Annotated in this window: 20 protein-coding genes; 11 read left to right on the forward strand and 9 right to left on the reverse strand. The window is 49.7% G+C overall.

The genetic code is table 11. From position 1 onward, the window contains the following. Window positions 1-124 precede the first annotated feature (124 nt). A complete protein-coding gene (locus ACNQKP_RS04760; RefSeq protein WP_417863164.1) occupies window positions 125-1,576 on the reverse strand; it encodes a DUF6531 domain-containing protein in 1,452 nt (483 codons plus the stop codon). A 114-nt stretch (window positions 1,577-1,690) separates the two neighbouring features. Here ACNQKP_RS04760 and ACNQKP_RS04765 point away from each other — a divergent pair, with 114 nt between their 5' ends. Together ACNQKP_RS04765 and ACNQKP_RS04770 are read left to right on the forward strand one after the other, a co-directional pair. Continuing rightward, complete coding sequence (locus ACNQKP_RS04765; protein ID WP_157678690.1) at window positions 1,691-1,939, forward strand: hypothetical protein; 249 nt, start codon at window positions 1,691-1,693, stop codon at window positions 1,937-1,939. Next, window positions 1,939-2,778 carry a transglycosylase SLT domain-containing protein gene (locus ACNQKP_RS04770; protein WP_417863166.1) on the forward strand — a complete coding sequence of 280 codons (840 nt, stop codon included), beginning with the start codon at window positions 1,939-1,941 and terminating at the stop codon, window positions 2,776-2,778. Before ACNQKP_RS04765 ends, ACNQKP_RS04770 begins: the two co-directional genes overlap by 1 nt. 3 nt (window positions 2,779-2,781) lie before the next feature. On the opposite strand, the gene ACNQKP_RS04775 is transcribed toward ACNQKP_RS04770, so the two are convergent. After that, complete coding sequence (locus ACNQKP_RS04775) at window positions 2,782-4,203, reverse strand: hypothetical protein (protein ID WP_417863167.1); 1,422 nt, start codon at window positions 4,201-4,203, stop codon at window positions 2,782-2,784. A 17-nt stretch (window positions 4,204-4,220) separates the two neighbouring features. Continuing rightward, window positions 4,221-5,579 (reverse strand): hypothetical protein, encoded by a 1,359-nt coding sequence (locus tag ACNQKP_RS04780; protein WP_417863169.1) that lies wholly within the window; start codon window positions 5,577-5,579, stop codon window positions 4,221-4,223. Window positions 5,580-5,893: 314 nt separating this feature from the next. Here ACNQKP_RS04780 and ACNQKP_RS04785 point away from each other — a divergent pair, with 314 nt between their 5' ends. Both ACNQKP_RS04785 and ACNQKP_RS04790 read left to right on the forward strand, forming a co-directional pair. After that, window positions 5,894-6,679, forward strand: coding sequence for a S1 family peptidase (locus ACNQKP_RS04785; protein WP_417863171.1), 786 nt, complete (start codon window positions 5,894-5,896; stop codon window positions 6,677-6,679). Window positions 6,680-6,783: 104 nt separating this feature from the next. After that, entirely contained in the window at window positions 6,784-8,079 is a 1,296-nt protein-coding gene (locus ACNQKP_RS04790) for a S1 family peptidase (RefSeq protein WP_417863173.1), read from the forward strand. On the opposite strand, the gene ACNQKP_RS04795 is transcribed toward ACNQKP_RS04790, so the two are convergent. Continuing rightward, window positions 8,076-9,914, reverse strand: coding sequence for a diguanylate cyclase (locus ACNQKP_RS04795; RefSeq protein WP_417863175.1), 1,839 nt, complete (start codon window positions 9,912-9,914; stop codon window positions 8,076-8,078). The two genes, ACNQKP_RS04790 and ACNQKP_RS04795, sit on opposite strands and share 4 nt — an antisense overlap. Before the next feature lie 129 nt (window positions 9,915-10,043). Next, window positions 10,044-11,357, reverse strand: coding sequence for a trigger factor (gene tig / locus ACNQKP_RS04800; RefSeq protein ID WP_417863177.1), 1,314 nt, complete (start codon window positions 11,355-11,357; stop codon window positions 10,044-10,046). 128 nt (window positions 11,358-11,485) lie between these two features. Here tig and ACNQKP_RS04805 point away from each other — a divergent pair, with 128 nt between their 5' ends. The 4 genes from ACNQKP_RS04805 to gshA are packed head-to-tail and all read left to right on the forward strand — an operon-like array spanning window position 11,486 to window position 15,821. Further along, window positions 11,486-12,355 (forward strand): ArsA family ATPase, encoded by an 870-nt coding sequence (locus tag ACNQKP_RS04805; protein WP_417863179.1) that lies wholly within the window; start codon window positions 11,486-11,488, stop codon window positions 12,353-12,355. Continuing rightward, a complete protein-coding gene (locus ACNQKP_RS04810) occupies window positions 12,352-13,425 on the forward strand; it encodes an ArsA family ATPase (protein WP_417863181.1) in 1,074 nt (357 codons plus the stop codon). Before ACNQKP_RS04805 ends, ACNQKP_RS04810 begins: the two co-directional genes overlap by 4 nt. Beyond that, on the forward strand, window positions 13,422-14,534 hold the full coding sequence (locus ACNQKP_RS04815) for a tetratricopeptide repeat protein (RefSeq protein WP_417863182.1): 1,113 nt from the start codon (window positions 13,422-13,424) through the stop codon (window positions 14,532-14,534). Before ACNQKP_RS04810 ends, ACNQKP_RS04815 begins: the two co-directional genes overlap by 4 nt. Before the next feature lie 30 nt (window positions 14,535-14,564). Further along, window positions 14,565-15,821: a glutamate--cysteine ligase gene (gshA, locus tag ACNQKP_RS04820; protein WP_417863183.1), complete on the forward strand. Its 1,257-nt coding sequence runs from the start codon at window positions 14,565-14,567 to the stop codon at window positions 15,819-15,821. 71 nt (window positions 15,822-15,892) lie between these two features. On the opposite strand, the gene ACNQKP_RS04825 is transcribed toward gshA, so the two are convergent. Together ACNQKP_RS04825 and ACNQKP_RS04830 are read right to left on the reverse strand one after the other, a co-directional pair. Continuing rightward, complete coding sequence (locus ACNQKP_RS04825; protein ID WP_417863185.1) at window positions 15,893-17,140, reverse strand: hypothetical protein; 1,248 nt, start codon at window positions 17,138-17,140, stop codon at window positions 15,893-15,895. Continuing rightward, window positions 17,137-17,886 (reverse strand): TIGR02147 family protein, encoded by a 750-nt coding sequence (locus tag ACNQKP_RS04830; protein WP_417863186.1) that lies wholly within the window; start codon window positions 17,884-17,886, stop codon window positions 17,137-17,139. The genes ACNQKP_RS04825 and ACNQKP_RS04830 overlap by 4 nt, the downstream gene beginning before the upstream one ends. Before the next feature lie 269 nt (window positions 17,887-18,155). Between ACNQKP_RS04830 and ACNQKP_RS04835 the strand changes: the two genes are divergently transcribed. Continuing rightward, the gene (locus ACNQKP_RS04835) at window positions 18,156-18,788 is read left to right on the forward strand and encodes a hypothetical protein (protein WP_417863187.1); all 633 of its coding nucleotides are present in this window, start codon (window positions 18,156-18,158) and stop codon (window positions 18,786-18,788) included. Between the two features lie 28 nt (window positions 18,789-18,816). Here the strand turns inward: ACNQKP_RS04835 and ACNQKP_RS04840 are convergent, their stop codons facing one another. Beyond that, window positions 18,817-19,452 (reverse strand): hypothetical protein, encoded by a 636-nt coding sequence (locus tag ACNQKP_RS04840; protein WP_417863189.1) that lies wholly within the window; start codon window positions 19,450-19,452, stop codon window positions 18,817-18,819. 229 nt (window positions 19,453-19,681) lie between these two features. Beyond that, entirely contained in the window at window positions 19,682-21,184 is a 1,503-nt protein-coding gene (locus ACNQKP_RS04845; RefSeq protein WP_417863191.1) for a leucyl aminopeptidase, read from the reverse strand. A 117-nt stretch (window positions 21,185-21,301) separates the two neighbouring features. Between ACNQKP_RS04845 and ACNQKP_RS04850 the strand changes: the two genes are divergently transcribed. Both ACNQKP_RS04850 and clpX read left to right on the forward strand, forming a co-directional pair. Next, a complete protein-coding gene (locus tag ACNQKP_RS04850; RefSeq protein WP_011166059.1) occupies window positions 21,302-21,940 on the forward strand; it encodes an ATP-dependent Clp protease proteolytic subunit in 639 nt (212 codons plus the stop codon). Window positions 21,941-21,946: 6 nt separating this feature from the next. After that, the gene (gene clpX, locus ACNQKP_RS04855; RefSeq protein ID WP_011166058.1) at window positions 21,947-23,242 is read left to right on the forward strand and encodes an ATP-dependent Clp protease ATP-binding subunit ClpX; all 1,296 of its coding nucleotides are present in this window, start codon (window positions 21,947-21,949) and stop codon (window positions 23,240-23,242) included. The last annotated feature ends 33 nt before the right edge of the window (window positions 23,243-23,275 follow it).

Consider the following 23,275-nt stretch of genomic DNA (forward strand, 5'->3'; position numbering starts at 1 on the left):
GCACTCCTGTAGCTATCCAAGAGTGCATTATCAATTCCCGGGCCACCCCTGCTGGGGCTGGTTTGCAGCTCGGGGGTGGTGGGCCTGTACTTATTTCAGGGGTGTTAGGGCGATTGTCAGTCTTTTAATAAGCGGGGATAGTCAGGCTATGGGCCCGCAGGTAGTCAAAGTACAAATCAACCGCGGCGATCTCTTTGGGGGTTGCGCGGATATCGTAGATGGAGAGCGGCAGATACTTGTCCCCCAGCTTCAGATGTTTGGGCGTACTGTCCGTGTCGTTGTAGACCACCTCAATGGCGATGTCTTTGGTGCTGATTTTGCTAACACGAGACATATAGTCGTACTCGAATTCAAGTTTGGATCCATTGGGTTTGATAACAGAGATCATGCGATCATCATCGTTGTAGGTCATGGAAAACTTGTAGCGATCCACGACAACACCGGCCGCGACGTTTTCGTGGATGGCTTCCGCTACCAGAGAACGACCTGCGCCGACACGGTATTTGTAGAAGTAATTTTCCAGGACATTGGAGATCTTCACCACCAGTCCGCGGTCGTTGCGCACAATCTTAGTCAGCACATCGCCATTCAGCCTGCGTTCTTTGACCTCAATCACATTGCCGTGCTCGTCATATTTGAATTCTCTGCGAACGGCATCTTCGTCAAGCTCTGCCGCAAGAATTCTGCGATTGTCCATCGAATAGGTGTAGGAATAGGCTTTTTCAACGATCACATCATTGTCACATTTCTTCGTAACTTTGACGGCATAGCGGGGAGGCTTTTTGGACTGGTCAACTTTATAGGAATAATCTTCCGCACAGATGTCGGTGCCTTTCAACGCCAGCACCCAGTCGTTGGAGTTGTATGAAAGAAGAATTTCTTTTCCGTTAGGCCAGATGGCCTTTTTCATGTTGTTGTTCTTTTCGTAAGAGTACTTATAGGTGTTGCCCCAGAAGTTGGTGGCGCTGACCAGATTTTCACCTTGATACTCATACTTTCCAACCACCTGGGTCGGGGCTTTTGCACCTTTGTTCTTGAAGGTGATAGTTTGGACAAAGCCTGTCGGCGTTGCTTCAATCGTCACCACACGTCCGGAACTGTCGACAAGCTCTTTAGGCGGGCCGCGTTCATTGTACTTAAGAGCGACAAAGTCGCCGTTCTTTTTCACTTCCTGCAGTTTTCCGTGACTGTTAAATGTTTCAATCGTGCCGTCGGTGAAAACACGCTGGAAGACGTCGCCGGCTTTGCGGATAGTGCCGGGGCCCCCGGTGGTGGAGCGATAGTCTGAGCCCATTTTTTTGTATTCATGCTCCTGCCCGTCGCCGCAGTGGCGGATGGTGATTGCGTCTTCGTGATTGATCAGAACTGTCTCCAGGTCTGTGCACCAGCCGTAGCCAAACCATCCTTTGAAAGTGGAGCGACTGTTATATGTGCGCTCCAGCTTCACGCGCAGATCCAAACCTTTTCCGTCGAAATCAATCCAGGAATGCATGAATGAACCGGTGGAGGTATCAACCAATGCGTGGGCTTGAGATAATACTGACAAAGCCAGAATGAATACAGCGACCTTCTTCATGAACACTCCCTGATGCAAAACTATTATCTATTTATTTTTTTGGTCCTGTAAAAAGAAAAAGTTTCGACTTGGACTGAGGTGTGAATGTAACCTCGTTGAAGTAGGTAGGTGATCATGTTTGCAAAATTGATTGCAGTGGTGACGTTTGTATTTAGCTTCTGTGCTTATGCCTCTGATCCTAATATAGACAGTTACAAAAAAGCCGGCGAATGTTTCACGGACAGTCCCAAAGAAAAGTGTGTGTACTGTCCTGAAAAGAAAAAGTTCATACCACTTCCGTCCAGCTCTGCGGACACAACTCCGAAAGATAGCGACTACGAATTTATCGACAAGGCCGCGCCTGTTGAGGATGGTAAGCAGTAATGAAACGTCAGTCTGCTTTTGTTGTTCTTGTTGTGTGTGTGCTGGCGTTTGCAACTCCTGACACTTCTTATGGTATGGCAAAGACCATCAACTTCCTGTCAGCCGCGGGAAGCAAGATCGCAGATTTGTTCGGAAAAGCCAAAGGGGCCTTCAGCAGTTGCACGAACTGCGAGTCTGGTTATGATGGGCCCAAGCCGCCGGATTCAGAGGGACTTCCGAAATGGTCTCTGCACCCACAAGGTGGGGTCTGGACACAGTACACGCTGGATGCAATCGATAAAGAAGGCTTGGCAAATTTACAACCCAAGGATGCAAAGAACTATTGTCCCAATTGGGATAAATTGACTCTGGTGCAAAGGCGGCATTTCTGGTTGGTTCTGGTGGCGAAGCTGGCGGAAATTGAGAGCTCCTTCCAGCCTACGCGTTCTTATAAGGAAACCAAAGGTCGGTCAGCGGGCACAACTAGTAATGGCTTGCTGCAAATGAGCGTGCATCAATGCTCTTATCTAAAAAAGGAAGCGGATACCTTTGATCCGAAGAAGAATCTCTCGTGTGGTGTGGAATTGATGAAGACCTTAGTTTCTGAAACCGGACAAATTGGTACTGGGGGTAACAGTGGTCTGTGTGGAAACTGGCAGCCATTCTGCGAAAACGTGAGATACCATCGGGAGGAAACCAAAGCCAACAAAGCCGCTCTGTTACGGACAACAAGAGCTATTCCATTCTGCCGGATTGGCTATGTTGAACCCATCCTAAATCCCACGTCGGTGTCAACAGCGACACCGTCCCCGACGGCGACGCCCGCGGCCGGGGCCGGGGCCGCCGAAGGCGCTAAGTAGCTGCTACTGCGATCCTTCCAATGATTCCAGGGCCTCATCGGCGATGAGGCGCACCTGTTTGGCGCAGCTGCCAACGACACTTCTTTTGATGCGATAAATGGAATTAAGCTCTGCTTCGATATCCCCAGCGGCTTCCGAGGGTGTGTATTCGCTGCTTTTGGATTTTGGTGCAGGCCCCAAGCTTAACAGTGCCTGGTTGGCGCGATTCAGTGAGGCATTGAGGCTTGCGGCCTTGGTGGCATGGCCCTTCAGGGTTTCCTGCAGCTTTGAGTACGCCAGCTGTAGCTTCTTTTGTGCCTGTGTCGTCTGATCGACGACTTTCTGTTGGGCATTGTTTTTACGCTCGCTGGAGGCTTTTTCGATTTCTTGCATGTGCGTGCCGGAAAGATTCAGCGTGTTTTCTGCCTCGTCAATGACGACACGCAGATTCTGAATCTTCTTTTCAAGAACATCCTGACGCTGACGGGCGGCTTCGTTCACCGCGATTCTCTGCTGGTCAAAGTCGCTCATGCAAGAGTGATAGAAAGCCACCAGCTGCTGACGCTTTTCTTTGGCTTTGCCGATGTAAGTGGCAGGCGTCGTGTTGGCGCCAGGGTAAAGCTGAACAAACTCTTGTTGCAACTTGGCCAGTTCGGCAATGCACTTTCTTTTCGCCGCAGACTCGGACAGCATGATCAGCGTGCGGGCGCGGTCACGGTGGGACTGGGTTAGTTGCCCTTGCAGCTCCAATACCTCATCTCCCTTGCGGCGGATGATTTCTTTTACTTGGTTCTGTTCATTCTGAAAACTGACCAGTTGTTCGCGGCTGTCGCGCTCCAGCTGCAGTTTGTTTTCATTCAGTGTCTCGCGGGCTTCGGAAAGCTCTTTTTCAGTGTCAGTCATCATCTGGCTGAATTCATCCTGGTCGGCGATGCGTTCTTTGTTCAGCTCGTTCAGTTCCTCCTGAAGGTCTTTGATCTCTTCCGTGATCTTGTCTTTCTCGCTAAAGTAATCACGACCATTCATCTGTGGGCATGGTCCTTCTTTGCCCGCTAGGGCCGTGGCAGGAACACCCATCATCACAGCAAACGATGACAGAGCATCATAGGACGACGTTCCTGCCTGTTCGGCGCATTGTTTGGCTTTGGTGACGCAATCAGAGCTGCCGGAAAGACCGCCCTTGCGGCAGGCTTCGGCGATCTTGCGATTGGATTCATCAATCTTTTCGACCGCCTTCTGGCAAGCTTGCGCCTCTTTATCGGCTTTCGCTGCGGCGGCTTGTTCGGCGCGGTGCTTGATCTTGTCTTCAAGCTCGCGCTCCTTCAGATCGTGTTTCTTCTTTTCCGCGATAGGTTCTGATTTTCTTGGAGCTGGCTTATCGTCTGCAAAGGAGGTGCAGGTTGCAAATAGTAGAACCCAACAGATCGTCTTGATAATGACCGTCATTGTTGCGGATCCTTTCATTACGGAAGCAGGCTGTGCTTCACAGCCTCATATCGATTTTTTACTTTAAGCCAGATATTTGAATGGGGACCCGTTATTCCGTCCACACCACTGGGAACTCCGTTTCCAGCAAGGCCGCGATAGGTGCCGGGTGCACCAGATTTGGGCAGGAATCTTTCTAGATCTGGATTTGATCCCATTTGATAGCCGGAAAGCGCTTTATAAGTTTTCTCTCCACCTTGATCTTCCAGATCTACTTTTTCGTATGTCTTTTCAGGTTCACCCTTGGTGCCAGAGGCAGATTGAGTGCCTGCCAGGATGTTGGTGTTAGGGCCCGGCTTTGCGCCTTTAAGACGCTTTTGGAGGCCACCCTGAAGATTCGGGGAGCCTAAGCTTGCTCCTGAGCCTTGGCGGCCGTCGACACTGTAGTCCGGGCCAGATGCCGGGCGCTGGGCATGACCTTGAAGCCCAGCAAAGCCTACTTGGTCGCGGATGGCTGCGGTGCTACTTGGTTTGCCGATCTTGCGGCCTTCGCTGGTCATGTACGGAGCTATTGTCTCTTCAGAGGCTTTTTGATTCATACACTCCGGAGCCGTCGGGGTTTTTGAACAAATGCAGACCCGGTTCGAGGCCATGTCCGGATGACTGCAATCCATCTTGGCTTGCTGGGCGCACCCGGCCGCTGTCGGATCCGTCGCGCAGACATCGGGACCGCCGGTCCCGTTTGACAGCATAGCGCAGGCATCAGAATTAGCTTTAAGAGTTGCAAAGTTCTGGGCCGCGGCTGCGGCTTGGGTCATCTTGGTTGAAAAGCCCTGGCACGAGGAAAGATTTCCCGCCATGGCCGTGCGAGCGCTGGCGGTGGTTGATACAGAGGACTGACTGCCACTGCATTTCGGGATAAGCGGAGCGGAGCAGGCCGACACGCAACTGTTGACGGAGGTGCCACAAAGCTGGCGATACCCCATCACCGCCACATTGGCGGCTTGGGCAACACGGCCCATTTTAGAGCAGCTTTCCTGAATGCCCGCAGCCGACTTCTGACCGGCAATCACGCTGACCTCGGTGATCGCATTCATCGCGGCGCTGAGACCGGAGCCATTCTCATCGCAGGAGCTGGCCGCCTTGAGAGTGGCTTGTTCGCAAGCGCCCACTTCGGCGTCGTAATTTTCACGGCACGGTTGTTCGATCGACGGTTGCTGATCGCTATTTGTGGTTTGATTTATGCCCTTATCTTTGTTGCTGGATTCTGCGCCACTTTTTCCTACCTCTTCTGCCTGTCCAAGTAGTGACATAGCCGAACTGCCGCCTTGGATAGAGTTGCTTTTGGGATCATAGAAGAAGTCATCGATACTTTGCGAGGCCTGGCACTCCTTCATACACTGGTTCATGTGTGCTTCCCGAGTTGGGCCGTTTGTTCCAAAGAGGCAGTATTCGCAGGCATGGGAGCAATCGCCATCAGAGGCCTTGGCCGAAGGATTGAATGTTTGCAATGAAAGGATGAGTAGAAGATATTTCACCCACAATTTATCGGGAGGCATTGGTAAACTCATAAACACAATACTATTTTGTAATAAAAGAGGCTCGAACCGAGACGAGGGTGTAAAGAATTCATTAAAATTAAAGCGGAAGCGACGGATATTTAAGCTTTCTGATGTTTGTATTAGTATGCTTCGCTATGAGACTGAGTAAAATGATTATCCAATTATTTGTAGTGGGTTTGATGTTAGGGTGTGCAGAACCTAACGAGATAGATATGCGCCCAATTGTAGAAAATGGAATAATTGGAGGCTCAATAGTTTCGAAAGACTCCCAAATCGCTCGTATGGCTGTTTATATAGGAGTCGCTTTCTTTAAGAATGGTAAGTCGGTTGCCGAAAATAACTGTACTGGAGTATTGGTAAGTTCAAAAGTTGTTCTTACTGCTGCTCATTGCTTCTTTAACAACGATATCGAGTTCGATAGTAAGAAAGTTTATGTGGCTTTTGGAAGCGATCTGAAGCAGAGCTCCGATTTGGTGGTCTGGTTTGCTCAGGATGCATTCATGCATCCTGAGTATAAGTACCTGCAAAAAGGTAGCAATAGTGTCGATCTGGCAGTGGTGGTGTTGCCGAAGTCCGCGCCGATGCCTTTTGCCCCGGCTAAGATTCTTCAGGATTTCTCAAAACTGTCAGAGAGTCTATCTGTAACGGTTGCTGGGTATGGCCTTGTATCTCTGTTTCCTAAAGTTCCGTCCGCTAATTTAAAATCTACAGCTTCAAAGATTCTAGAGATCCGTAAAGATATGATGGTTATTGGTGCTGAGGTAGATAATGGCACCTGCCAAGGAGATTCTGGAGGACCGGTCTTCGCTGATATTGATGGACGCTTGCAGCTAATTGGAACAGTCGTGGGTGGCCTTGGTGTTCAGTGTGGGCAGCTTACTGAGTTGACAAGAATTGAAAGGTTGATGCCTTTTCTACAGCCGTTTCTGAATTGACTGGTTGGCATCTCGTATCTTTGAAAATAGTAAACGCAGGTATGTTTGTAATGATATAGAAACAGGAAGTCTGATAAGGTTCCCCAAAAAATTTGAGGACCAGTATGCGGAACCTATCGATCCTAATTCTTTCTCTGTTCGCAATTTCTTGTAGTAATTCATCCAACAATTATCAATTCAGTGTTGAAGAGCAGTCCGCCATCATCGGCGGATCCCCAGTTGTTAAAACGAGTCCGATTGCCTCCGGTACCGTTGGTGTTGGCGTGGTTTTTTACAACAAAGACCAAGTCGTCGCGCGCACACAGTGCTCGGGTGTGTTGATTTCTTCCAAGGCAGTGCTAACTGCTGCGAGTTGTTTCTTCAAACAAGGCGTAGTGACCACTTCTTTTAAGGCTTTTGTCTTCTATGGAACTATTGTAAATGATCCTTCCACTGTAACGGAGTGGGCGGGTAAGGTGGTCGTTCATCCGAACTACAATCCAGCTAATCCAGCTATGCAGTACAGAGATCTGGCTGTTGTTGAACTTGCCAAGCCAGTAAATAAACTTTATCAGCCGGTTAAGATTCTGACTGATCTTAGTAAAATCAGAGTGGGATCTACCCTTCTTTTTGCGGGCTTCGGGGTCGATAGCCTAGAACCATTCCGTTATTCCAGTGTCATGAGATCCGCTTTGATGTCGGTCCAAAAAGTAGGGATTTCTGAGTTTGAGATTGCTCCAACCAAGTATTCTCGTGTGTGCGTTGGTGACGCTGGAGGACCCGTATTCCTGAATACAACTGCCGGTATTGAGCTCGTGGGCGTGAATCGAAGTAACTTTAGCGGTGAAGGTGCCGATCAGTGCCAGACCGCCATTGGGGTCGCACGTATTGATTTCAACAAGGGATTCTTGGCTCCTTATCTTCAAGACACCAGAAGAAAACTTTATGTGTTGTCGGCAGTTACGGACAGGGGCTATCCAGTTCTTCAGATGGGTTATGGACCCAATCGTGAATCGGTAGTTAAGCAGTTCGAGCACGGCGCGGCAATCAGAAGGTACGTGAAGGAAGTTATTGAATGTAGCGAAGGCTGGGTGGCGACGGTTAATCATACTCACAATAGAGTTCATGGAGCCTCGTGTGGTGCTTCTACCAAGGAGCAAGCACTTGGCAAGGCTCTGGAGAAGTGCCGTCAGGCAAGTTCTCAATGCGGTATCGCAGAAACGAATCACAATATGTCTGTTTCATGGGGCTACTTTGTGCCTGGTGACCATCCCGAAGTGCCGGACTATTTCTTCTTTGATGGGACGAATGATCGAGGTGGCGAGCATTGTACTTTTGGCCAAAACTGCACTCCAGCGGGTGTCGCGATGCTAAGTCGATTGGGCTTTGTCGATTTCACAGGTAGACAGAAAAAGTACTAAGACACCAACCGCAAGCTTACGCCATTGCGGCCGTTCTGCTTGACGGAATACAGGGCTTCATCGGCCTGCTGAATCAGGCTGTCGATGTGGCCTTGTTTGTCGGTGGCGGTGTAGCAGGATACGCCCGCACTGACGGTCACAGTTAAGTTCGGAGTTAAATCGGTGAAGTCATAAAGCGAGATCTCACGGCGGAGGCGTTCAGCCACTTCCTTTGCTGGCAGTGGTTCAGTGAAGGGCAGGATCAGCAGGAATTCTTCTCCGCCAATTCGACCAATCATATCGCCTTTGCGCAAGGCCATTTTGCCAATCTCCGCAACACGTTTGATCACCTCATCACCCACAGCATGTCCAAAGGTGTCGTTGATGCGTTTAAAGTGATCAATATCAAAGATAACCACGGACATCGACTTGCCCTGACGCTGGCAGGTGCTAATGCTTTGCTGGGCGTATTCCAGCACATGACGACGATTCGGGATGCGGGTCAGCTCGTCCGTCATCGCCAGTTCGCGCATGCGACGGGCGGTGCGCACCTGACGGATCGTGAAGATCGCCGTCACACTGAGCAGCAGTACTACCAGACTAAGAGACATCAGTTGCAGACGTTGAATGCGATGAGCATCCTTCAGCTGTCTTTCCTGGGACTGGTTTTGGGCCTTCAAAATCCTGTTGGCCTCTTCTTTTTTGCTCAGATCAAACTTGAAATTCAACTGGCGCAATTGTTCATCGGCGCGAATCAGGTGCATCTGGTCTGAATACTTCTTAAAACCTTCTAAGGCCGTATAGGCCTGCTTCCACTGACCCGAGCCTTGATAGATGCGGCTTTCTTCCGAGAAAATATCCGCCGCCAACTGCACTGAGTTTGGATTGCTGTTCAGGCCATGGGCTTTTTTTAGATTCAACAAAGCCTGCTTGTTGTCGCCCAGCTTAGCGTAGGTTCGACCCAGCTCAAAATACAACTGCCCCAGAGATTTAGGCAGGTTCATGCCTTCCAAAGTGGTCACGGCAGTCTTCAGATGCTCCAGCGCCTTCAGCGGCTGGTTCATGCTGTTGTAAAGGCCCCCCAGAGCGCGTTCGACAACGGCGATGGACTTGGTGTTGCCAAGTTCGCGATGAATCTTCAGGGATTCTGCGAAATGCTCGCGTGATTTTTCAAACTGGTTCAGGTCTTCATAGCGGCGACCCATGTTGTAAAGAACCACGGCGACGTTGCGGGTTTTCTTCAGGTCGCGGTTTTTTTGCAGAACTTCGGCAAAGTATTCCAGAGCGCGCTCGTGTTCCCCCATGCGCCCGTAAAGCACGGCGATCGAGTTCAGGGTGATACGCTCTTCGTTGCTGTCGTTAATGTTTTTAAACAGCTCTTTCGCTTGCAGAAGGTGCTTCAGGCTTTCTGAAAACTGATTCTGATAAGACAACAGCTGACCAATATTCAAATGAGCCTTGGCCTGCTGCGAGGGCAGATTCAGCTTCTGGCTTTTCTCCAGAAGGTACATCAGGCCCTCCATTGCTTTGGATGCCTGCCCCGAAGCCTCCAGCGCCGAGAAGTGACAAAGCTCAATGTTCATCAACACTGCGGGTGGAATGGTTGGATTCCCAAGATAAGGGGAGGTTACTTTCAGCGCTTCTTTCGGGTCATCGTTGTCGACCAGAATCTCGCACTTCAAAAGGTCTTTATCAGGAGTTGATTCCTGAATTTGAGAAAGCAAATGCAGGGCTTTGCGAGGATCTGTCCCCGCAAGGGATTTGGCTTCGTCGATTTGTGATGTCGTCGAAGTTGCAAAAACAGAGGAACTGAAAAGCAGTCCCAGAATGATACAGCCAGCTGCCAGTACGTGCATACTTCCTGATTCATCGGACAAAGCCGGGCTGGACTAAAGTATTTGCCGGTTCGGGAATAAAAAAAGCCCGTCAAGAATCAGCCTGACGGGCTTTGGAAGTTTAAAACTTCAGAATGGAAATTCAGAAGACTAGTGGTTTTCTTCTTTCAAAGAACCAGCTGGAACTTCTTTCACTTTCACGGACTTGTTCAGGAAAGCGATCACTTTCTCTTCAGTCAGCATGTAAGTCAGGCGGGAAGCCTGCTCTGGACGACCGTAGAATTCCTTGATACGGGATTCTTCGATACCAGTTTGTTGAGCGTACTCAGCAAATTTAGCATCCAGGTCTTCTTTTTTGCAGAATAGATCATGTTTCTTGGCAATAGCATCAACCAGGAAAGAAGACTGAATCATTTCAGCAGCTGTCTTTTCGAAGTCGCCATCCCATTTTTCAACGTAAGAAGCGAAGTCATCTGGACCCATGCCTTGTTCAGACATGCGTTTTTTGAAGTCTTCAACCAAAGACGCTTTTTGTTCTTTCATCAAAGATGGAGGAACTTCAACCGGGTTTTCTTTAACCAAAGTTTTCAAAAGACGGTTTTTGAAAGCGTCTTCGATACGTTTGGTTTCAGTTTGTTCAAGGTCTTCCTGGATGGACTTTTTCAAAGTCTCTAGATCAGAAGGGCCACCCAGAGTTGCCAGGAATTCGTTAGTCAGTTCAGGCAAAACTTTTGCTTTGATCTGGTTCAGAGTCACTTTGAACTCTACTGGTTTACCAGCAAGCTCTGCAGAGTGGTATGGATCCGGGAATTTCAAGGAAAGAGTTTTGGTCTCGCCTTTTTTCATTCCTACGATGCCGTCTTCGAAACCTTCGATGAATTGTTTCGCGCCCAGTTCAAGGTGGTGATCTGTGCCGGAACCGTTTTCAAGAGGCGCGCCGCCCATGAAACCTTCAAAGTTGATAACAGCGATATCGCCCATTTTTACAGCGCGGTCTTCAGCAACAACTTCGAAAGTTGCACGGGAAGCGCGGATGTTTTCAAGAACCTGATCGATTTTCTTTGCATCGAATTCAGCTTTTTCTTTTTCAACTTCCAGGCCTTCGTATTTTTTCAAAGTGATCTCTGGACGAACATCGAATGCTGCGGAGAAAGAGAAGTCTTTGTTCTCTGTTGGATCTGCGAATTCGAATTCAGGGTAGCTGATCGGCTCAAGCTTGTGCTCGTTCAGCGCTTCAGCGTAGTGCTTCTGGATCAGATCCTGAACCACGTCTTGCTTTACACGGTCGCCGTAAAGGCTTTTTACAGTCGCCAAAGGAGCTTTCCCTTTGCGGAAGCCTTTGATGGTCACTTCTTTTTGGATGCCATTGAAGATTTTTTGGAAAGCTGTTTGAACAGCCGCTGCAGGAACTTCGATGTTCAATTTTCTGGAAAGGTTAGAGACCTTTTCTACATTCGATTTCATGTCTATTTCTCCTAGATTACGCCAACGCGTTATAAACTGGTGGATACTAAAAGACGGGCCGACTTTAGGCAACTGTAATGCTATGCGTAATGCCTATAAATCAGAGGTCAGCGACACTCTTAGAACCTATGAAGCAAGAGATTCACTTTGTGACCGGAAAAGGGGGCGTGGGGAAGTCGGTTTTAGCCGCGGCCCTGGCGCTTAAAAAGAGCCAAGAGGGTAAAAAGACCCTTTTGGTTGAGCTTGGAGATCAGAGTTTCTTTAAGGATTTCTTTAATTTACCTCAAGTTGGATTTCAGCCAGTTACAATCAGGCCCAATCTTTCCTTAGCCTTGTGGACCGGCGAAGCCTGTTTGCAGGAATACGCCCGCCATTTCATCAAGGTGGAAAGCCTGGCGAAGCTCTTTTTTGAGAATGCGGTGATGAAGGCCTTTATCAACGTGGCCCCCGCTTTGCCGGAACTGGCGATCCTGGGAAAAGTCACCAGTGGCCCCCGCAAACACGGCCCTGCGCTGCCGTTTGATTGTATTGTGGTGGATGCATTCGCCACGGGTCACTTCATAGCATTGCTTGAAGCTCCAAAAGGCATGGCCGAGGCCGTGCAGTTTGGCCCGATGGGTGAGCAAAGTCGCAGCATCGATGCGCATATTCGCAATCCTGAAATCTGCAAATACCACGTGGTCACTTTGCCGGAAGAACTTCCGCTGAAAGAAGCTTCTGAACTGCTTGCTCGGTTGAAAAACGAATTTGGTGTCACGGCGGAGCTGATCATGAACAAAATGATCGAGGCCCCGGTGTCTGAACAGACCTTGCAGCAAGTGCAGTCTGAAAATTCCGATCTTTCCAAGTTTGCCGAGTATCTGGACGGTCACATTCGCCGCCAGAATCAGATGTGGGCGCAAGCTCAGGGTTTAAGCCCTGAAGTCACCCGTGTGCCGTTGTACTTTGAATCCAGCGCCTGGGCTCTGGTGGAAAAAGCTGCGGAGGTGTTGAAGTGAGCCTGTTTAAAGACACCAAAGTATTAGTCTGTGTCGGAAGTGGTGGCGTGGGAAAAACCACGATTGCGGCTTCCTTGGCCGTGCTTGCCGCCCAAGAAGGCAAGCGTGTTCTGGTGCTGACCATCGACCCGGCGAAACGCCTGGCGCAGACCCTGGGCATTGAAGGCACCAAAGACATCACCAAAGTTCCGGGACAGAATTTCAAAGGCGAGCTGTATGCCTCGGTGATTGATCATAAAAAAACCTTTGATGACTTTGTCGCTCGCGCCGCGAAGAAGACAGAGTCAGCCCAAAAGATTTTCAACAACAGTTTGTACAAGCAGCTTTCCACGAACTTAAGTGGTTCACAGGAATTCACCGCTTTGGAAAAGCTGTATTCCTGCTATGAATCCGGCCAGTTTGACCTGATCGTACTGGATACGCCGCCGACGAAACATGCGATTGATTTCCTCAATGCCCCACAAAAGCTTTCCGCACTTTTCAACGAGGGCGTGGCGAAATGGTTCCGCGATCCTGAAGGAAAAAAAGGCGGTTTCTTTGGTCACTTGCTTCAGACCGGCACGCGCCAGGTTCTGAAAGTTCTGGAGTCTTTGACGGGATCAAACTTCATCCGCGAGCTGGGCGACTTCTTCGTCAACATCGAGCAGTGGCAGGGGAAGCTTCAGGCTCGCACCATTGATGTGCATCGTATGCTGGTGGCGCCGACCACTCAGTTTTGTCTGGTAACGGCCTTTGATCAGGCCAAGTTGAAAGAGGCAGAATACTTCTCTCGCGAAATTAAAAAGGGCGGCTATCATCTGGGCACGGTGGTTTTAAACCGCGTCTTCCCGTACTGGCTGGACCTCCGTTCGGCTCAGGACCTTGGAAAAGGCCATGAAGACCTTGTGAAGTTGTATTCACAGATGAGGTCCTACTACAATCAGAGGGATCAATTGTATCAGCAGTTTGAGTCGGGCATGAAGAGTCAGGCCCGCGTCTTCCGTATCCCTGATCTGGTGAAGGATATTTCCGATCTGGGAGGACTTGAAGAACTCAGCGCCCTGATTGTCGAAGGAGAAAAGAAAGCATGAGACTGATTCTGTCCACCGCGCTGGTTCTGCTTTCAGGATGTTCCTTGCTGGGTCAAAGAAATCAGCCGGATGAAACTCAAGCGGTCCGCGCCACAGAGATGGCGCAGATTTCAAATGCGGAAAAAGTTTTAAATACGGGAAGCTTTGAACAGTCTTTGATTCTGTATAAGGAATTCCAGGGTCTGCACCCGCAGTCCACGTTCGTGCAGGCCGCCCGTTTGGGAGAGGCGCAGTCTTTGGCCGGCCTTGAACGCTGGCAGGAGGCATTGGATCTTTACCGTGATGTCGCAGTAAAAACCCGCAACTATCAGCCCGAGATCGCCGCTCAGGCTTTGTATAAAATGTCTTTTGCCTATGAGGCACAGGGCGATGATCTGCGCACAGTTTCTTCTTTGCTGGATGCAAAGAAGCTGGGCCAGTATCTGCCGCTTGAAACTGCAGCGGCAGAAATTCCCGCTCGGCTCGCCATCGTCTATGGTCGCCAGGATCGTGAAGACGATGCTGCTGCTTACTTGAATGAGGCAGAGCGCGGAATTGAAAAGGTACAGGCAGAAAAAGGCACCGAGCTTCCCAAAGAATGGCTGGCAAAAACTTATGTGCAAATGGGCGGGGTTTCCACCAACCAGCTGGGAGTGCAGAACTTTTCGGCCTTTGTTCGTGGGCAGAAGCTGGTGCAAATTTACCTGTTCAGAGCTGTGCGTTTGAATGACACCAACTGGTCCGTGCGCGCAAAAACCCGCTTGCAGGAAACTTACCGTGATCTGTTCACTGTGGTGGAATCCCAGAGAGAGCATCGCCGCCTGCAGTCTGCTTTGGGCGCCGAACTTTTGGGTTTGATCGACCAGGCTGAATTGTACCGGCCGCCAACAGGGCAAAAAATGAATTCTCACGAAACAGAATTCTTCATCTTCCTGGCTGACGTGCGAAAGAAAACCGAGAATATTGTATATACGAACGATGAAGTCATGGGGCTGACCGAGGAGTCCCAGCGACTGAACAGCCTGCGCAGGTCCGGTCGAGTCAAAGCCGACTCGCTCTTGCCTGATGAAGAGAAAGCCACTATACCTCTTCCTCCCAAAGTGGTTCCCTCGGAAGACCCTAATCTGTAATTTCTGTCACTTTGGCCTTAAGGAGATACTATGGCGAAACTGATTCTGCACAAACAAACCCTCGCCAATATGAACGAGATCTGCGCTTGGTTTGCATCCAAAACTGCAAACATGTCTTATCCGATTTATTCCAGTTACGACATTCGTGATTCTGGATATAAAATTTCCAACGTGGATGCGAATATCTTTCCGGCGGGATTTAACAATATCTGCCCTACAGACAAAGAATCCGCTCCGGCCCTGGTGGACAAGTACATCACCAAACATTACGGCGCTGGTATCAAGAACATCATGCTGGTGACGGAAGAGCATACCAACAATGCATTCTACTGGGAAAACGTTCACACCATCCGCAAGCTGATCGAAGCAACGGGCCGCGTGGTGAAGGTGGCCATTCCCCGCGAATTGCCTGAACCATTGAATCTGACCAGTTCTGCTGGCAATGAAGTGATTGTGCATTCTGCGTTGAAGGGCGGGGAGCTTTTGAAAAGCTTCACTCCGGATCTGATTATCAGCAACAACGACTTTTCTGAAGCTTACGAGGAATGGGCTCCAACAATGAGCGAGTTCCCGATGAACCCACCACGAGAACTTGGCTGGTATCAGAGAAAGAAAAGCACATACTTCAAATACTATAACCAGCTGGCCAGCGAGTTTGCTGAAGTGGCCCAGATAGATCCGTTTTTGCTAAGAGTTGAAACGGAACTGTTTGAGCACTTTGATATCGGTGATGAAAGCAGCCGCAATGCTTTGGCTGAAAAAGTTGACCAGATGCTGGCCCGCTTGCGTGAAGATTATAAAAAACGCGGCATCAACCAAGAGCCGTTCGTATTCGTAAAAAACAACGCCGGCACTTATGGTTTGGCGGTGATTCGCGTGGGTTCAGGCGAAGAAGTGAAAGCCTGGTCCTACAAGTCCCGCAAAAAAATGAAAGCGGCCAAAGGCGGCCGTGATGTTGAAGAAGTCATCATTCAGGAAGGCATCCCTTCCATCGTGGAAGCCGATGGCGCCAGTGCCGAGCCGGTGATCTACATGGTGGGTTGTGAGCTGGTCGGAGGGTTCCTGCGCACGCATGCCGAGAAGAGCTCTACCGAAAGCCTGAACAGTCCGGGTGCGGTTTACAAGAGGTTGTGTGTGTCGGATCTGGCGATCAATACACCGGGCTGTCCACAAGAAAACGTGTACGGCTGGACAGCCAAGCTGGGTCTGTTGGCTATTGCCATGGAGGCTCAGGAAATGGGTGCGGTCTTTAAGGGCTATACGCCAGTGGGCTGCGGTAAACAGTAATCAGAGTTTCTAAAAACAAAAAAGGCCCCTCTGAAAAGAGCGGGCCTTTTTCTTTTGTCGACCACCTCGAACTAGTGGCAAGCCGGAATCTGCTGTGGTTCACCTGAGGCGGAGATAGTCACGGTGCCTTCGCCGCTTGCCAGATTCTGTACAAACTGAACCTTGTCTTGGGTTTCATTCAGGCATGGAGTTCCACCCAAGCCGATCTCAATGAGATTCATTTTTTTGTCAAAAATAAACGTGGTGTTGTACTCGTCTGTTTTGAAAAGATCCGGTACAAGCTCGTACGTTTTTCCTTTGTAGGTCAGCTGAGTTTTCTTGGTAAGAGTGCCATCCACACGAATCACATTTTTCGCGCGATCAAAGAACCACATCTTGCCAAAGATCGCAAAGCCGTTGCTGTCCGGAACAATCAGCATTGGCAGATTGCAGGCGCCGTCGCGGGCAAAGTCAGGGTTCACACGAAGTGTGCGGATATTTCCTTCGTCAAGTGTCACGCGGCCCAGTTCGGGCACTGTGCTGCCGATGCAGGCGTATTCCATGCCGCCGTGACCGAAGTACTGGTTGGCTGCCAGAGACGCGGAAAGAATGCGGCCCATGTTATCCATGAACACTTCAGAGTCCATCCAGAAACCTTCCGGAGTGGTGTAGCCCAAGGAAAGCTTGATGCCGTTTTCTTCGTAAGTGCTCAGGTGCAGTTCCTGCAGCATTTTCAGATAGTCTTTCTTCAAAAGGCTGCGCACGGATTGAGCGTGAATAACACCGTTGAAGATGCGCACGCGCTCAGAGAACAGTTCATTGGCAGTGCTGTTGATGACTTCGCGATAGATAGCCTCATGAAGAATCAATGCCGCCTGGTTGTCGGCATCCAGCTGATTCCACAGGTTGGAGTTAACCACATAGCGGGCTTTGTTCAGGATGGAAGGATTTCTTTGGAAGACCACCTGCTCAAGCGCGCAGTCCGTCGGCACTGTCACCAGTCCCAGATCCGGAGTCTTGCGAATTCCCAGGTCAGTCACAAACTGTGCAGAGTTCATGAAGTCCAGAGCGCTTTCTTTGTACTGGCGGGCGCGGGCTGGGTCCACAACTTCCAGGCGAGAGGCAAGATCCACGGCTTTATCCACAGCAGTAACTGCTTTGGAGAATTTCACTTCACCCAGGTCGCGCGTGGTGACTTCGTAAAGATCCAGCACGATCGGGGCTTTGCCGGTGCAGAACAGGGCAAAGCCGGCGTTGCCGCGGTCATACCAGTTGTTGGCGTGAGCAGAGGCCGCGATCAGCGAGAGCAGGGAGATGATGACAAACTGGCAGAATCTCATTTTTGCACCTTCGTTACCGGGAACAGTTGCACGTTCAGATTATAAACATCCGTCTTTGGCCCCTGGGTCATCAGGGTGGCCATTTTGCGGCGGAAGTTTCTGATCAGGCGCTTTGCTTCAGGTATTTTTTTACGGTTCATTGGGAATGTGATGGAAGTCACATCGCGCAGATCCAAAGGAACACGGTCCATGTTGTCCAGTACCTGAACCAGGGACTGCTTGTGCGAGCGGCGCAGGGATTCAGACGGGATGTTGTGGCTGGTTTCCAGTTGTTTGTGAGTAACGATGAATTTTCCATCTTCGATCTGCAAAAGACCCAGGCGGCACAGGCGCTCGATGGCCGCTTGTGCGACCTCAGCCGGGATGTTCAGGCGGTCGGCAATCCAGGTGGCGTTGGGCTGGAATGTTTTTACCGGCACCAGCGCCAGAATCGCAAAGTGGTACCAGTCACAGATGACGCCGAATTCGTCTTCTTTAAGCTGTACTTCCGGCAGCAGAGTTTTGACTTTGCGCTTGTCGAATTCGATCAGGTTTTTCAAGTGAACGAAGTCGTTTTCACCCATACCCAGGCCTTTGATCACCTGTTTACCCACGGACATGGTCATGATCCGGCGGCCATTGATGTAGTCGCTGAGGCGGCTGGATGGAATACCCAGAATCTTGGCGAATTGGGCATTGGTCAATTGAGGCGCTGAAGAGCGTCGTCTTTGATACTCGTTTAATAGAAATTCGGACGTCTTGTTCATAAGGACTGGGTTTATTGCATGCTTTTTCAGAGACTAAAAGGGGAAAAAACCCGAGGTAAACCAGAGGTATAATCAGATTGGTAATTACCGCCATTTAAGGGGATGACAGGTGTTCCGGTGCCGGAACACCGGAAAATATTTCAGGTAGTCTTACAGGAATGTCACCTCGACCTTGGTAGACAAAGTCTGCGACCTACGGCCAGCCGGACACAAAGTAGGATATGTCAGAAAAACGCCGTGCTATCCTAAACAAAAGAGGGATCGCAAATATGAGAAAATTCTACGGAGTGGTCGGTCTGTTCACCGTGTGTTTTGTGGCAGGCTTTGCTTTCTTAAAATCCAACACGGATGAATATCAAATCAATCGTGATCCCGCGGCGGTTAGAAATAATTTCGACTTCTCTCACTTGCGTGGAGAGCAGCTGCAAGAGGCTGTTCGTCAGCGTCTGCTGGCGGGTTTGGAAATCAGAAAGAACACTCAAGGGGCTGGTATCGGCCTTGGACATTTTGTCTTTATCGATGAAAGCGGCAGCAAGAAGCTGGCTTGTCAGGAATTCCAGAAAGTATTTTTGAGCTTTGAGGCGGAAGGTGTTTCTGTCGGTGGTGACAAACCTCAGATGGAAGTGGAGGGGCGTTGTGATGTCTCTTCCGACATGTCCCGTATCAATGCCTTGTATGTTCCAGTGCAAAAGATTCTGGGCGAGCATCCGGGCGATGGTGAATTCCAGTTCAATGAAGGTCCGAAAGTGACCGTGCGTTTTGCAAATCTTCCTGAAGAATGGCCACGCACGTGGCTTTTGAAATCTGTGAAACTTGTCAATGAAAGCGCTTCAGAGGCGCTGGTCGTGGAAAGCGACGAGGTGGCCAAAACTCTGGGCCACCCGGTCGTCTTTAGCTGGTAAGCCACTCCGACGGACTCGGAGTTCAGATTTATTTTTCTGCAACAGCCGAGTGTTCAATTCCATCCATCGTGATGGGTTTGAACGCTTTGGCTTTGTTATAGTGCACCAGAACCACGCGGGTTGCGCACATCACACCTTCACATTTATGAATCACCAGATCACAGTCTTCGGCTTCCACTGTGCCGGTACGGTGATCGATATGGGTCAGACGACCTTTCATTTTCACTTCTTCTGTCAGTTCCTTGCTGGCGATCACGGCATTATTGCGATCCACAGCAGAAGAAATTTCTTTTTCCATGGTGATGATCACATCTTCCAGGCCGTCGTTGGAATTGGAGCGGACCCCCTTCAGGTATTCCGGCATGAACTCCAGGGCGTTCATCTCTTGTTTTGTGAAGGTTTGTTTGTCCGTGCGGCCTGACGAAATCAGCTTGCCGGAATAGGACCCTTTTTTCATATGGATCATATTGCCAAAGTTCATGGTGAACTTGTCTTTGGCAAAGGTCACAAAGCCAAAGTTTTTATCGCAGGTGTACTGAATCGCCACCGTGGTTTTGATCATTTTTTCAGTTTCCTGCAGCTCGAGCAGGTAAGAGTTCACATCGGCCACAGAGGTCGAAGAAAACGCCAAAAGAGCCATCAGGGAAAGTACCGGTTTTTTCATAATCTATCCTTTTTGGTTGATAGCCCCTAAAGAGCAAAGCCCTTGCCAGTCAGGCATTACCAAAAAAGCCGGGTACGGGGCCACAGGAGCCCATTTTAGGGGATTTGGGGTAAGTTTCAGGAATTTGCAATGGGGAGGGAATGTCGCCGGATCAGTCAGTGGTGACAAAAAAAATCCCCTCGCAGCCGAAGCTGGAGGGGATGGAAGCTTTCAGATTGTGACTGAAAAACTATGTGTACTGCTTCGCGATTTCAACGAAGGTACGGATCATCGCGCCGGAAGCGCCTTTCTTAGGGCAATAAGGCAAACGGTTGCCCACAGCCCAGCCAGTGCCCGCGATATCGAAGTGCGCCCAAGGGATGCCTTCGCCCACGAACTGCTCCAGGAAGGCAGCTGCTGTTGCAGAACCTGCGCCTTTGCCGGAAGAGATGTTGGAAAGGTCAGCATAGGTGCCCTTCATGTCTTTCACGTGGAAGTCTGTCAAAGGCATGTTCCAAACCCATTCGCCGGATTCAACAGCTGCTTTTTCAACTTTCGTTTTCAAAGCAGAGTTGCGAGTGAAGTAACCCGTGTGAGTGTTGCCCAAAGCGATAACCATCGCACCTGTCAAAGTCGCTGCATCCACGATCATTTGTGGTTGCAATTCAGTTGCGTAAGAAAGAGCGTCCGCCAGGATCAAACGACCTTCAGCATCCGTGTTGTTCACTTCGAATGTTTTACCATTGCGAGCTGTGTGAACATCACCTGGTTTGGTCGCAGAACCATTGATCAGGTTTTCAGTGGAAGCCACAAGGCCCACAGCGTTCACTTTCAATTTCAATTTTGCGATCGCCAGCAATGTGCCGATAACGTTCGCGCCACCGCACATGTCGTATTTCATCTCTTCCATGCCAGCGCCTGGCTTAATGGAGATACCACCGCAGTCAAAAGTCAGACCTTTACCCACGAAGCACACTGGCTTTTTGGAAGCGGCTGCGCCTTTGTATTCCATGATGATGAAACGTGGTTCTTGATCAGAACCGTTGGAAACGCCCAACAGGCCGCCCATTTTTTCTTTTTTAATGCGCGCTTTATCCCAAACAGTCACTTTCAGGTTGGCGATGCCTTTGGCACCTTCAACTGCAGAGTCTGCAAGGATGGTTGGAGTCATCAGGTTGCCTGGCAAATCGCCCAGACGGCGGGAGAAGTTCACAACAGAACCCAGGATCGCGCCTTCGTTGAAAGCAGCTTTCACAGCTTTGTCGTTACCCATTTTGGAAACAACGTGAACGTTGATCTCTTTGGTTTCTTTTTTACCGGACATCAGTTCGTTGAACACGTATGAAGTCAGGATCAGACCTTCTGCGGTCGCTTTTGCGAAATCCGCAGCGTCTTTTTTACCAGCCGTGATGCCGTCGAAGTGAACAGCGGCTTCAGTCACGTTCAAAGCTTTGATCGCCTCGTAAGCGGAAGCCATGGACTGACGAACAGATTCGTGAGTGATTTCGTTTTCTTTACCAAGACCCACCACGATGACATGGCGGAAACCTTTGAAGCTGAATTCACGGAAAACAACAGTTTCTTGATGTTTGCCGGAGATCGTTTTTTCTTCCAAAGATGGCAGCAAAGCTTTGTGAATTTCAGAATGAGTCACTTTTGCGAGCTTGTCTTTTTGAGAAGAAGACTTGGAAAACACGACCAAAGCCGGGCAGGTCAGTGTGTCGATGTCTTTGTTAAGTAAGTTGAAAGCCATAAAAACCCCTTAATATTATTCGGTTTTGTTGTGCGTTAATAGATGTAGCACAGCAGTTTTGGGGGTCAAAGGCTTTTTGATAAAGTCCTGCCATAGTATTCCGATAGGTAGCACAGTATGACACCTCAATCACAACCACAGGAGACAGCAGTGGCCCTCATACCTTACGTCATCGAGCAGACCTCAAAGGGTGAAAGATCTTACGATATTTACTCCCGACTACTAAAAGACCGCATTATCATTCTTGGTACTGCCGTTACTGATGAGGTGGCGAACTCTATCATTGCCCAGATGTTGTTCCTTGAAGTGGACAATCCTGAAAAGCCGATTCATTTGTACATCAATTCTCCAGGGGGCAGCGTGTCTGCGGGCCTGGCGATCTACGACTTTATGCAGTTCGTAAAGTGCGACGTGGCGACCTATTGCATGGGTATGGCTGCGAGCATGGGTTCGTTGCTGCTGACCGCGGGTACAAAGGGCATGCGTTACAGCCTGCCGAACACCCGTATCATGATTCACCAGCCGCTTTTGTCCGGCGGGGGGCTATCCGGTCAGGTGACGGACATTGAAATCCACGCCAAAGAACTTGTGAAAACAAAAGAGAAATTGACTCGCATCTACGAGACACACACTGGCAGAGACTATGACACCTTGAGAGCGGCCATGGAACGCGATAACTTCATGGATCCTTATCAGGCGAAAGAGTTCGGTTTGCTTGATCATGTGGTTGAATCCCGTAAGGCAAAAAAAGGATAAGAGCCGATGACAACTAAAGATACCAACGGTGCTTTGAGATGCAGCTTCTGTGGCAAGGGCCAAAAAGAGGTCAAAAAATTGATCGCCGGTCCTGGCGTGTACATCTGCGATGAGTGTATCGATCTTTGCAATGACATCATTGACGAGGAAAAAGAGCGCGAGACGGCAGTCAAGGGCACGTTCAAAGTTCCCAAGCCTTCCGACATCAAAACTTACCTTGATGACTATGTGATCGGTCAGACACAAGCCAAGAAAACTTTGGCAGTTGCGGTCCACAATCACTATAAGCGTGTGAATGCGATGTCCGGCGGTAAAAAATCCGCTGACGTTGAAATGCAAAAATCCAACATCCTTCTGATCGGTCCGACAGGTTCCGGTAAGACTTTGTTGGCTCAGACAATTGCCAAGGTTCTGAATGTGCCATTTGCGATGGCCGATGCGACGACTTTGACGGAAGCCGGTTATGTCGGTGAAGACGTTGAGAACGTTGTATTGAACCTGCTTCAGGCTTCAGACTATGACGTGGAAAAAGCGCAAAAAGGCGTGATCTACGTGGATGAGATCGACAAGATCTCCCGTAAGTCTGAAAACCCGTCCATCACGCGTGACGTGAGCGGTGAGGGTGTGCAGCAGGCGTTGTTGAAAATCCTTGAGGGTACTGTGGCGAATCTGCCTCCGAAGGGCGGTCGTAAACATCCTCAGCAGGAATTCATCCAGGTTGATACGACGAACATCCTCTTCATCGTGGGTGGTGCGTTCGTGGGTCTGGATAAGATCATCGAACAAAGAACGACGAACAAAACCATGGGTATCGCTGCGGACATCCGCACTTCCGAGGAAGTTGAAAAGAGCGCGAATCTGCTTTCCAAAGTGGAGCCCGACGATCTTTCCAAATTCGGTCTGATCCCAGAGTTCATCGGTCGTTTGCCGGCGATTGCGGTTCTGGCGCCATTGGATGAAGAAGCTTTGCTCGACATCCTGGTTCGTCCGAAGAACGCGATCACGAAGCAGTACCAGAAGCTCTTCAGCTTTGAGGGTGTGGAACTGAAATTTACGGAAAAAGCCCTGCGTGCTGTGGCCCAGATGGCTTTGAAACGTAAAACCGGTGCCCGCGGCTTGCGTGGAGTTTTGGAAACAGCGATGCTGGATGTGATGTACGACATTCCTTCAAAAAACAATGTGAAGGAAGTTGTGATCGATGAAAACGTGATCAACGAAGGTGCACAACCGATGCTCGTGTACAAAACGGACGAAGAAATTCGTGCTGAGGAAGAAGAAGCGAAAAAGAAAAGCTCCGCCTAGTCGGGGAGCTTTTCAAGAAATACACAAGATTAA

Origin of the sequence: Bdellovibrio bacteriovorus, from assembly GCF_048286975.1 — a bacterium.
GTDB classification, from domain to species: domain Bacteria; phylum Bdellovibrionota; class Bdellovibrionia; order Bdellovibrionales; family Bdellovibrionaceae; genus Bdellovibrio; species Bdellovibrio bacteriovorus_H.